The sequence below is a fragment of the bacterium genome (assembly GCA_013360195.1).
Taxonomy (GTDB): Bacteria; Electryoneota; RPQS01; order RPQS01; family RPQS01; genus JABWCQ01.
Window position 1 is genome coordinate 1 of record JABWCQ010000027.1, and the last position, 11,413, is coordinate 11,413.

At 55.0% G+C, this 11,413-nt stretch carries 12 protein-coding genes; 2 read left to right on the forward strand and 10 right to left on the reverse strand.

Annotated features, from left to right (window positions below; genetic code table 11):
* The 3 genes from HUU59_13140 to HUU59_13150 form a co-directional block, all read right to left on the reverse strand.
* The coding region (locus HUU59_13140) for a hypothetical protein (GenBank protein NUO20384.1) at positions 1–255 on the reverse strand (255 nt) is incomplete at its 3' end.
* 549 nt (positions 256–804) lie between these two features.
* Positions 805–1,503 (reverse strand): pirin family protein, encoded by a 699-nt coding sequence (locus tag HUU59_13145; GenBank protein ID NUO20385.1) that lies wholly within the window; start codon positions 1,501–1,503, stop codon positions 805–807.
* A 131-nt stretch (positions 1,504–1,634) separates the two neighbouring features.
* Positions 1,635–2,471, reverse strand: coding sequence for an RNA polymerase sigma factor RpoD/SigA (locus tag HUU59_13150; protein ID NUO20386.1), 837 nt, complete (start codon positions 2,469–2,471; stop codon positions 1,635–1,637).
* A gap of 227 nt (positions 2,472–2,698) precedes the next feature.
* Here HUU59_13150 and HUU59_13155 point away from each other — a divergent pair, with 227 nt between their 5' ends.
* Positions 2,699–3,916, forward strand: coding sequence for a hypothetical protein (locus HUU59_13155; protein ID NUO20387.1), 1,218 nt, complete (start codon positions 2,699–2,701; stop codon positions 3,914–3,916).
* 190 nt (positions 3,917–4,106) lie between these two features.
* A complete protein-coding gene (locus HUU59_13160) occupies positions 4,107–6,239 on the forward strand; it encodes a TonB-dependent receptor (protein NUO20388.1) in 2,133 nt (710 codons plus the stop codon).
* A gap of 70 nt (positions 6,240–6,309) precedes the next feature.
* Here HUU59_13160 and HUU59_13165 read toward each other — a convergent pair whose 3' ends face one another.
* The 7 genes from HUU59_13165 to HUU59_13195 all read right to left on the reverse strand — a co-directional run bounded on the left by HUU59_13165 (position 6,310) and on the right by HUU59_13195 (position 11,248).
* Complete coding sequence (locus HUU59_13165) at positions 6,310–7,080, reverse strand: zf-HC2 domain-containing protein (protein NUO20389.1); 771 nt, start codon at positions 7,078–7,080, stop codon at positions 6,310–6,312.
* 17 nt (positions 7,081–7,097) lie between these two features.
* Positions 7,098–7,586, reverse strand: coding sequence for an RNA polymerase sigma factor (locus HUU59_13170; GenBank protein NUO20390.1), 489 nt, complete (start codon positions 7,584–7,586; stop codon positions 7,098–7,100).
* A gap of 145 nt (positions 7,587–7,731) precedes the next feature.
* On the reverse strand, positions 7,732–9,015 hold the full coding sequence (locus HUU59_13175) for a hypothetical protein (GenBank protein ID NUO20391.1): 1,284 nt from the start codon (positions 9,013–9,015) through the stop codon (positions 7,732–7,734).
* A gap of 6 nt (positions 9,016–9,021) precedes the next feature.
* The gene (gene tsaB, locus HUU59_13180; GenBank protein NUO20392.1) at positions 9,022–9,651 is read right to left on the reverse strand and encodes a tRNA (adenosine(37)-N6)-threonylcarbamoyltransferase complex dimerization subunit type 1 TsaB; all 630 of its coding nucleotides are present in this window, start codon (positions 9,649–9,651) and stop codon (positions 9,022–9,024) included.
* Complete coding sequence (gene tsaE, locus HUU59_13185) at positions 9,648–10,064, reverse strand: tRNA (adenosine(37)-N6)-threonylcarbamoyltransferase complex ATPase subunit type 1 TsaE (GenBank protein ID NUO20393.1); 417 nt, start codon at positions 10,062–10,064, stop codon at positions 9,648–9,650. Before tsaE ends, tsaB begins: the two co-directional genes overlap by 4 nt.
* The gene (locus tag HUU59_13190) at positions 10,061–10,528 is read right to left on the reverse strand and encodes a DinB family protein (protein NUO20394.1); all 468 of its coding nucleotides are present in this window, start codon (positions 10,526–10,528) and stop codon (positions 10,061–10,063) included. The genes tsaE and HUU59_13190 overlap by 4 nt, the downstream gene beginning before the upstream one ends.
* A gap of 96 nt (positions 10,529–10,624) precedes the next feature.
* Entirely contained in the window at positions 10,625–11,248 is a 624-nt protein-coding gene (locus HUU59_13195) for a PorT family protein (protein ID NUO20395.1), read from the reverse strand.
* Between the last annotated feature and the right edge of the window lie 165 nt (positions 11,249–11,413).

Here is an 11,413-nt window from a genome sequence, read left to right on the forward strand (position 1 = left end):
GTTAGCATTGCCTGAGGCATACACTGCCCAATCATCAAAACCGTCGTCGTTTTGGTCACCAAGCGGAAAAATAAATCCGCCAAAATGCGAGTTGGCCGTGTCGCCATTCCGCACCCAGATAATGTCTTGGGCATGCGCAAGGCCGGCAATGAATAGTAGAAGTGTGATCGTGTAAAGCATTGTTGAAATCCCCCAAGACAGAATCGCGAACCCCACCCGCTTCAAAAGATTGAATACAGATAGAATTCGCGTCATGATAGTGGTCTCCAAGTTAAGTTCTTCCGCTAGCTTCCCAAGACCTGCTGTCAAGGTAGCGTTTGCCACGGGGATTGTCAAGAAAACAACTCCTCTTTCCCCGTCAGCAGCCCCGCCCCCGCACGTCGTCCCCCTTTCTAATTTCTCATTTCTTATTTCTAATTCCCGCCTCCCCCCATGCCTCTCGAACTTTCCCTCCCGGCTCGTAACTCCAATGCCAATTTCCCCTAATCCAAGATTGCACAAATGTTTATAGAAAATTGTATTTTTTACCACAAACACTTGACAAGCGTTCAATCCATATGTATATTATGCACAGCTAACCGACCAAAGCCCGACTGACCCCCCTCTTACTAGTGGAGGATGGCCACGACGGCCCCGGAACGTCAGCAAGCAACTTGTCCGCTTGAGTAAATCACTCGACTACCCACGGGGAAAGAGATCACTACAACAGCAGTGGACACCGCCCATCAAACGGCACAATACGAAAACGCGGCCCCGAAATACTCCGAGACCGCGTCAGCGGGATAAATAGTGCTTAACAAGCACTTAGTTCAAATCAAATAACAGCCATTCTCCGCCTCCCTCGCCTCCGGTGAAGGAAAGCGAAGTCTCATCCGACACCGCCGCACCATCTCCTGCGGAAAGTTCATTTCCGTTGACCGTCAGTTTCCCTTTTGTGACTTGAATCCACGCATGACGTTTAGGGGCAATCGTGTAGGCGAGTGATTTGCCTGAATCCAGTTTGCCCAAGTACAAACTCGCGTCTTGATGCATCTGCATCGTCCCGTCACGGCCGTCCGGAGAAACAATCAAACTCAGTTTGTTGGCCGAATCGCCGTTCAAGGCAGGCCGTTGATCATAGCCGGGAGTATGCCCCTTCTTGTCCGGGAAAATCCAAATCTGATAAAGATGCGTGCGCATGTCAGAGTCATTCTTTTCCGCATGCAGAATTCCCGTTCCGGCATGCATCATCTGAAACTCTCCCGCCCGGATAGCCCCCTTGTTTCCGAGGCTGTCCTGATGGGTTAGCTCTCCCTCCATGACATAGGTGATTATCTCCATGTTGTCATGCGGATGGAGCCCAAATCCCGTTTTTGCAGCCACCTTATCGTCGTTGATGACCCGCAAACTGCGAAAGTGAATGTGCTCCTGGTCACGGTAATCCGCGAAACTGAATGTGTGGTAAGCTTCGAGCCAGCCGTGGTTTGCATATCCCCGGTCGGAAGCTTTACGAATTCGAATCATGAGTTCTCCCCGGCATGTTGCCAATAGTTTGATGTGGAATTGCTTTATATCAAACTAACTATTTTTTTCCACAAAAGTTCCCAAACAAAATCGCCGGTCAGGCGACCGGCGATTCCAACAAGCTCGACAGGTTATCCCAAATAGCTCCTGAGTGAATTGGAGCGTGACGCATGACGCAAGCGGCGCAGCGCCTTCTCCTTGATTTGGCGGACGCGCTCGCGGGTGAGCTTGAAGAGCTCTCCGATCTCTTCGAGCGTCAGCGGATGTTCGCGGTCCAAACCGAAATAGAGACGAATGACTTCAGCTTCGCGCGGAGTAAGCGATGAGAGCGAGCGTTCGATATCCTGACGCAGCGATTCCTTCATCAAGGTCGCGTCCGGCGGCGGCTGCGTGTCGTTGTGAACGATGTCCAGCAGGCGGTTGTCTTCACCTTGCGCAAACGGCGCATCAATAGACAGGTGGCGGCCGGACATGCGCAGCGTATCCGTAACTTCGTAGGCCGAAATGTCCAGCGCCTCAGCAATCTCCATAGCAGTGGGCTCTCGTTCGTATTCCTGTTCGAGGCTGGAGAAGGTCTTGCCGATTTTGTTAAGCGCGCCGACCCTGTTCAGCGGAAGCCGGACAACGCGGGACTGCTCGGCCAGTGCCTGGAGGATACTTTGGCGAATCCACCACACGGCATAGGAGATGAACTTATAGCCTCTCGTTTCGTCAAACCTCTTGGCCGCTTTGATGAGGCCGAGGTTGCCCTCATTAATCAGGTCGCCCAGTGAAAGTCCTTGATTTTGATACTGTTTCGCAACTGAAACGACGAAGCGCAGATTGGCTTTGGTGAGTTTCTCGAGAGCAATTTGGTCGCCCTTGCGAATCCGTTTGGCCAATTTTATTTCTTCATCAGGAGTCAACAGAGCGACTTCACCAATTTCCTGGAGGTATCGTTCAAGGCTCTGATTGGCACGAATATTCATGTAAAGTGTTGGTAAGGAGTGATTTAGGGGGGTATATGACTTTGTAGGGTTATATTAACCGATTACTCACAGAACGCTCGCTGTCAAGCAAAGGTTCCCGGCGGGAAACTGAGTTTAGTGATTTCCTCTCAAAGGGTCAACTCGGGGAGTTAGATACTTGACTTAGAGGTCTCGAACTTCTATATTTGCAATTGCGTCTCTTTTCACAAAGCAATATGGGAAAAATCATGCCTCTATCTTATAAGTTGCGAATCAGTCTGATTGCACTTTTGTTGGCTGCGGCGACACTATTTGTAGTTGCCTGCGAAGATGATGACGATGGCGATACTCCACCAGCAACAGGAACGCTGAACGGTAATGTCATTTTCCACGGCAACTGGCCGGATTCAGGCACGGTTCAGCTTTCGATATTTGAGAATTGGAACACGAACTGCTGGTGGTGTGCGATGTCCGCCGGTGGTCCGCCGTCCTATCACACGGAAGCCTCGCACTTTCAGGATCCCGATCCGTCGAATGCCAATCCTGCGGACACTTTGAGTTTTGAACTGACGGGAATCGCCCTTGGAGACTATGCCGTCGTCGTGGCGGGCTGGCGCAAGCCGACGGCAACGGGTAATGTTGAGTGTGATGAGCCTGTAATCGGCATGCTCGGCGCAGTACCGGGCACGTCAGATACGATTCCTGAAAGCATTACCTTCAGCAGTAACGCGACCACTCAGACGATTGAAATGCACGTTTGGTTTGAGCGGCGCTTGCCGGTTGCAGGCTGTGACAATCTTGGCCGCATAGAGGGCACACTGAATTTTACAGGTGAATGGCCGACGGCAGGTGTTGCCGCCATCATCACGACGATGCCTTACACAGCTTGGGAGCCGGGTGGCATTGCGGGCTATCGCGGCCGTTCCGCCATGACCGACCAGAACAATCCATATTATTCGTTCTCGCAAGCGTACGGAAGCTATTATGTTTCGTTCTGGACGAACGAGCAGCCGCCGAACAACCGGTATCTTGGAGCCTACGGAGTTGTCACGAGTGTTATGTCGCCTCCGGGGACACACGATGCGGTGAGCGATGCCATAACGATTTCCGTCGATGAGCCACTGGTCACCTTGAACGCGACCAACTTGACGGGACCGGCGCCGCACTATGTATCGGGCACCGTCACGTTCAACGGCGACCGCCCGGCGGAGGGTTTGGCGGTAGCCCTTAGTCCGACACCTCAATTGATGGGTCCTCCGGCGGGATGGTACGCACTCGACGCGACGGAAACGGTGTACGCATTGACGGGAATGCCGGACGGTTCGTTCTACGTACTGCTTTATGACAACGAGCAGCAGGGCGCAACGCTGCACGGGGGCTATGACGCGGATGCAGACGGGGATGCCGACCCGCTGGTGTTTGACGGGGCAAATCTTGGCTATCTGAACATCAACATCAGCAATTAAGGTTTCGCTTTTCGGGCAGAATGATTATCTTCGGGGGCCGTCTGCAAAGACGGCCCTTGATTTTGTCGCACCTGCATATACGGGCGGATTGCCATCCGCCCCTACAAAGAATATGTATCGAATACTACTATTATTACTTTTAACTTCTTCCGTCTTCGCCTCTCCCTTGCTGCGCGGGACGGTGACCAACATGGACACGGGCGAGGGACTGCTGGGTGTGAATATCCAGTTGTTGGGGACACTGCGCGGGACATCGACGAACGAAGACGGTCACTTTTCACTGCATTTGCCGAACGGCGGTGAATGGACGCTCAGGATTTCGAGTATCGGCTTCCGCATGCTTGAGCCATCATTCACGATAGGCGAGAGCGACACGCTGAATTTGAGTTTCCGGCTCGACCCCGATTTGCTGCAAGCCGATGAGGTGGTCATCACGGCACAGGCGCGTGAAACAACGGCTCGGCTTTCCACGACGAAGGTGGAAATCGTACGCTCGACGGAAGTGATGGCGCGCGCACCGAGCTCGCTTGACCGGGTGCTTGATGCTGTTCCCGGAGTGGACGTGCATCGCACGGGCGGTGCAATCGTTTCAAACGTCTCCATACGCGGCTCTTCGGATAAGCTGGGCGGCGGCGTCGGCAATCGCACGTTGCTGCTTGTGGACGGCAGGCCGGCGGTGATATCGGACACGGACGGTGCAAGCTGGTCGCTCTATCCCGAAGATGTGATTGCCCGTGTGGAGGTGGTGAAGGGGGCTTATTCCGCGCTTTACGGGTCGAACGCGATGGGCGGCGTGGTCAACGTCATCACGCATTCACCGACACACCGTGAATACACGCGCATTCGCGCGGGATACGGGGTTTATGAGAAGCCTCCGGTGTGGTCGCGCTACACGGAGAAGATGACGACGCGCAGTGATTTGTCGTTCAGTCATTCGAACTCGGTGGGGAGACTTGGCTACTTCACGAATTTCACGCGCCGCAATTCGGAAGGCTGGCGACAAACGTCGGCGCTGGAGAATTTGACGGCATTCACGAAGCTTGTGTATGATTACACGCCGGAGCGGAATCTGACGTTTTCGAACATCTACCTGAGCGGCGAGAACGAGTATCCGCACGCGTGGGAGAGTACGCTGGCGCCGCTGCGAGTGCGCGACATTTACACGAACGACTTGCAGCGCAAGCAGACGTGGTCATCGGATTTGGTGTACCGCAGAGTGGAGTCGCCGCGGTCGAATTACACATTGCGGCTGTTTTACAACCGTGATTTGACGCGTTCGCTGTTCAATCCGGCGAGCGACTACCGCGAAGGTGACACACCGATTGATTTTCAAACACGCTCGCGGTCACAGAAACTCGGCATCCTTGAGCAGTCCACGAAGATAGCGCCGGGCGGACATACGCTGGTTTTCGGTTTTGACGCGACGTGGGACTTTGTCGACGGCGCGCCCGAGTCTTATCTTTACGGCAAGCAGCAAGCGGTGTCACTGGCAGGCTTTGCTCAGGATGATTGGACGGTGCATCCGAAAGTCCATTTAACGGCGGGAGCCCGTTTCGACCATCGTCATCTGGTCGGAGGGCGGACGTCAAAACAATTATCCCCGAAGGCGGGAGTTTCTTACGAAGCGCTAAGGAATCTCGTGCTGCGCGGCTCGGTGGGACACGCGTTCCGCAATCCATCGATAGCCGAGATGTTTCTGAAGCGGGTGGGGACACAGGACTACGAGTTTGTGCCGAATCCCAATCTTGATCCGGAGACGGTGGATTTCGGCGAGGTGGGATTGAACTACCGGATTAACGATCATGTTATGGTCGACGCGGCGGGATTTTATTACGATTACAACGACATCATCCGCTGGCTGGTGGTGGCGGGCGGGAGGTTTCAGACGGAGAATCTGGCGGAGGCGCAGATTCGGGGCGGAGAAATGGGGATACGCTCGACGTGGCCGCAGCACGTGAATACGGTGTTCTCGACGACGTATTTGAACACGGATATCAATGACCTCGGTCCGTTAACGTATGTCCCGGAATGGAGATTTTTCCTTGGCGCGGAATATACGCATCGCCGCACGACCTACGGAGTGGAGATGCGGCACGTGACGAAGACGGATACGGTGGTGTTTTATCAGAACGACGCGCCTGACGCATACACGCTGATAACGGCGCGGGTGGCCTTTCAATTCCGGCAGAGCACCCGGTTGAGTTTGCATTTGGAGAATCTCACGAATGAGCAGTACGAAGAGATGGAGCGCTACCGGATGCCGCCGCGAACGTATCGAGTCGAGCTGCTGTATGACTTTGACTTCGGGCGGAAGGAAGATTAGCGGAATTCAGTTTATGAAGTGAAAACGGGCAGCCAAAGGGCTGCCCGTTTGAATTTTCCGACGATGCGACTCATTTTTTTTCGGCTTCGCTTGCCTTGCGAAAGAGGGTTGCTGAAACGAGGAAGAGGACGGCAAAGACGGTGTTGAGAATGATGATGCCGAGAACGCCGGGGCTCTTGTCAACGGGGTCCATTTGCAGACCTTTGATGAGCATTGCAATGAAGGGAACGAGGAACTGGGCGGCGGCGGCGGCATAGAGTGAGTACATCATACCGCGCGGCCTGAAGAGAGAGAGAATCGCGCCGATGATGCCGATGAGGAGGACGCCGAAATACATCAGGTTCATCGGATTGTCTTCCGAGCCAATCAATCCGACGGCGAGATTTCCCCAGACGAGGATGAATCCGGTGACGACGGCTACAGCGACGCCGAGGCGGTAGGCGAGGTTGTCGCGCATTTTAGATATTAGAACGTACGTAAGACCGGCGCTGAAGAGCATGACACCCATGATAATGAAGTCAGCGGGGCTCCAGTCGACTTCATCGGTGAATTGCATGGCCATGAACGGAATCATCAGCAGCGCAATGGTACCGAGAAAGACATAGGCCATTTGGCGGCGAATGGAGCTGCGGATGCGGCGGATGGCTTTCATTTCGAGATGCACGGGGGCATCCACTTCAGACGCTTCGGTCAGCCCGAGCGACCCCGCGCGAATCAGTCTGGCAATTTGCTGGTCGCTGCGCGCGTATTCGTCCACAAGGGCACGGGTCTCCTCGCTGGCTTCACCGGCGATATAGGCGGGCAGCAGGTCGAGGATGATATTGCGAGAGAGGGATTCCATATTTTGCTCCGGGGGATTCAGATTGAATTTGATTCGCGTGCCGCTCTCCATTCGGCGAGTTTGAGCCTGAGTCTGTGGACTTTGACTTTGGCAGCCGCGAGGGAGATATTCAGCGCGGAGGAGATTTCATCGTAGGGCAAACCGTCCGCTCTAAGGAGGAGCGCAGCGCGGTCCACCTCCGGACATTGCAGCAGGAAGGTTTGGAGTGCTTCAAGTTCGGATTTCTGACTGACGACATGCTCAAGATGCGGCTGCGGGTCAGGGAGTTCGGGCGAGAGTTCCGCATGCCGTTTGCGATGCCGCAGGGATTCGATGTGCAGGTTTCTCGCGATGGTAAGCAGATAGCCTTTCACGGTCGCGGACGCGAGCGGTGCTTTTCCGGTGAGGGCGCGCGCAAAGGTTTCGGCCACAATCTCCTCGGCCTCGGCGGAGTCACCGCAGAGGAACAGGGCAAAGCGGTAGACATCGCCTGCATAGTGTGAATATAGCTGGTGGAAGTCGGTCATTGAGTCCTGCTACACACAATATACGAATAAGGGCCGCAAAAGTTACAAGCCGGTTCCAAATTACAAAAAAGCAGAGGCTAACGCCTCTGCTTTCGACTATACTTATGGGTCAATCTGCTTTGTTTGTCTTAGCCGCGGCAGGTGTTCATCGTTTCGCCGGAATCTCGACCTTGACGAGATACATGTCGGTGTCGCCTTCGCCGTAGGAGGTGGTGGTGCCGGAGAGAATATATCCGCCGTCGGTGTGCTGGACTTCGTAACAGATTTCGTTTCCGGGTCCTCCGATGGCGGTGCTCCAGAGGAGGGTGCCGCGTCCGTCAATCTTGAACAGGAGCATATCGCTTTCGCCCTGTCCCCAGGAGCGGGTGCTTCCGGCGATGACAAATCCGCCATCTTCTTCAGGCAAAACGGAGTAGGCCTGGTCTTCCTGCACACCGCCGAAACCGCGGGTCCAGAGTGTATCGCCAGTGCTATCGGTGCGGACAATCCAGACATCGTAGCCCGTGGGGTTTTGTTCGCATCCTCCGACGGAGCCGACCAACAGGAAGCCGTCTTCGGGAGTTGTGGCGATGGCATTTCCGACATCGTAGCCTCGATTCCAATACACTCGCTCGTTGACGACCGCACCTTTCCAATCGAGCACAGAGAACAGGAACGCTGCTTCCCCGGTACAATGGCGGTTATCGCGCTGTTTGGATTCGACCCACGGGAATTGCTGGGTTTTGGCAGGATTCTTCGGACGTGCCGACGCAGGAATATCTTCTGTTACACCGATTGCGGCAATGCGGCCATTGGAGAGTTCGACGATAGCATTGGCCTGTTCACCGGGGAAGTTGCGGGTCCAGACAACGGTGCCGGGCTTGTTCATCTTGACAATATTGTATCCGCCTTTGTGGTCGAGCGCATTTCGTCCGGCGCTGACAAATCCGCCGCCGCGAGCGTGCAGGATATCCTCGGAGAAGTCACCGCCCTTGTCATGAGAGATACGGGACCATTCGACATCTCCGTCGGGGTCCACTTTGACGACGTACAGGTCAGTTCCGTTGCCGCCGGGTCCGCGCGTGGAGCCGGCAATGACGAAACCACCGTCGTTGGTGGTGCGCACGGCGCGAGCCGCGGAGGTGCCGGAACCGGGATATCGTCTGTCAAAGACGAGGTCACCATGGCGGCCGAGTTTCATCAGGCACATGGTGCGATTACCAGCATCGGAGATGCAGTCGCCCGCGAGAATGTAGCCGCCTTCCTCGAGCGCGAGCACGGCATAGGCTCCGTCATCTTCGGGCGAACCGAAGTGTCGAGCCCAGACAGGCTGTGGAGCGCGGTCGTAGCCGTGCATGGTCGCGGCGGGAGCTTGCGCAAAAACGCAAGCGGCACCGGTTCCGAGCAGGGCGGTGAGCAGAAGAAAGCAGGTAAGAGTTTTCGTCTTCAATGGTATCTAAGCCGCTCCAAATTCCAATCCATAATCCGGGAGGACGTCACTGATTTTCAGCCGTTCCCGGTTTTGCCATCTGTCTTGCGCGAGCTGAATCAACGTATTCGCATGCGGTCTGTGCAGGTCGGGGTCCTCGGGAATGCGAACTTGCAGTTTAGCTTTAAGTTCGTCCGTCAGGCTCAGACAGCCGGGGCCGCAGATACCTCCACTCTCAGGCAACCATTGCGCCAACTCTTTGGCATCGACAATCACACGCTCTTTGGCGGCGACTCCGAAGGCCTGGGCGAACCAGCGTTCCTTGCGAGCCTGCACGATTACGGTGACGGTGTCGGAAGTTGGCAACAGATTGTGCGCCAAGACTTCAAAAGAGGGCACCGGCCAAAGGGGGATATCCAAACCTCGTGCCAGACCGTGCGCGAAGGCGAAACCGACGCGCAAACCGGTGAAGGATCCGGGGCCTTGCCCTATAGCAATTGCGGCAAGGTCTGCCTGAGCAGCGTTTGCGGCATGGAGCAGTTCGCGGTAAGCCTGAGCAAGCTCGTTGCGGTCGGTCAACATGGTGTCGAAGACGTGCCCGTTATGCGCGAGTCCGAGCAGGGAGTCGCGGCTGGAAGTGTCAATACAGAGAATCATGAGCGGGGTTCGGAGAGCAGAATGGCGCGTTCTGCCATATTGGGCAGAATGTCGAGGTGAATATGGTAGCAGGAGTCGGGCAGAATGCCGGAGATGCGTTCAGGCCATTCGATGAGAAAGATGCCGTCGCGCTCGAAGTATTCTTCGAGTCCGAGCGCGATAAAATCGTCGGCGTTGTCGATGCGATAGAGGTCGGCGTGAAAGAGCGGACAACGGCCTTCGTATTCGAGGACGTAATTGAAGGTGGGCGAGAGAATTTCCTCTTTGACACCGAGGCCTCTGCCGATACCGCGCGCGACGACGGATTTACCGGCGCCGAGTTCGCCGGAGAGACAGACGACATCGCCCGGACGGAGTCGTTTCGCGAACTCTTCCGCCCAGGCGAGTGTTTCCTCTGTCGAGTGCGTAATCAACCCTGATAGTCGTAAATCATGATGGGTTCGATACCGTTCAGGCGCAGGTAGATGGTCAATGCGCCGCGATGGTGCCAGTGTTCATCCACGGCAAAGAAGGGCATTTGCCAGCAATCAAACGTGGTGCCCCATGCTTCGAACTTGCGAGTGAGGTCGGCATCGGTGACGGTTTCCCACGTTTTCAAGGCGGAGGCGAACATGTCGTCCACGAACTTGTTGAGGTCGGCTTTGGAGTTGATATTGCCGGGAGTGTCTTCGTAGAACTTGGCGTCTTTGGCCATTTTCATCATGGCATCGAGGGAGCCGTACATGTGTTGGACGGTTTCCGACCATGAGCGCACTTCGGGGACGGGCTTGAAGTTCAGCTTGTCATCGGGCATTTGGTCAACGATGCGGCGGGTGACGCCGTGAATCATTTTGAAGTAGTCGAGACGCGGCTGGATCATCATTTTCGACATCTGCATGGGTGGGTCCTTTTTTGTTGATTTTTAGGCAGTTACATAGATGCGGACGGATCCATGCAATATATGAACATTTGGGCAAAGAGTCAAGGGGGAGAGCTAAAACAACTGAATTCCGGCCAGCAGTTGGATGCCGTGAGTTTTGACATTGGGCGCGGGATAGCCGGGCGCACTTTCGGCCCAACCACCCATGTTGGTCAAGCCGCGATTGTATTTTAATTCAAGCGCAATCGCACGGCTGCCAAGTGAAAATTCTACGCCGCCGCCAATGTTGAGCGAGAAGTTGGTGTCTTTCCATGCGCCGCCGGAATCAAATTTGTCGCCGCCCACTTTCACACCATCGGCAAGCGTGAGACCGAGTTCTGGTCCGGCTTCAAGAAATGGGCGGATAACTTTGGTCGGGAAGTAATAAACGAGAAACGGCGTGACGGTCAATTCATCGGCAATTACCGTAACATCATAACTAAAGATTTCGTACTTCGCGCCCTTTTGCGCATAAAGCACGTCACCGCGAATGGCAAAACCTTCAAGCACAACAAGCGGAGTTTCGCCCCACACGCCCACAACAAGACCAGTGCGGTTCGTCGTTTCGGATGCGGTAGGGTGAACGAGAAAATCTTCATCCACGTTGCCAAGCATCGCGCCTCCCTTAACGCCGAATCGCGGTGCGCTGAAAGCCGTGGTTGCCATAAGGCAGAGGGAGATAAGAAGAAGTTTACGCATGATTAGGTTTCGTTGATTAAATTGTTTTTCAGATTCCGGCCGGGTTGCGGCGGCCTTAACCCGGCTCGGCGAAACCTCTCTCGATTTTACATTACGCGGGCGGCATCCTTACGAGGACAGGCTCTGCCGCCCCTACATAGTTGGTGAGTTGCGCGATTAAGCAGG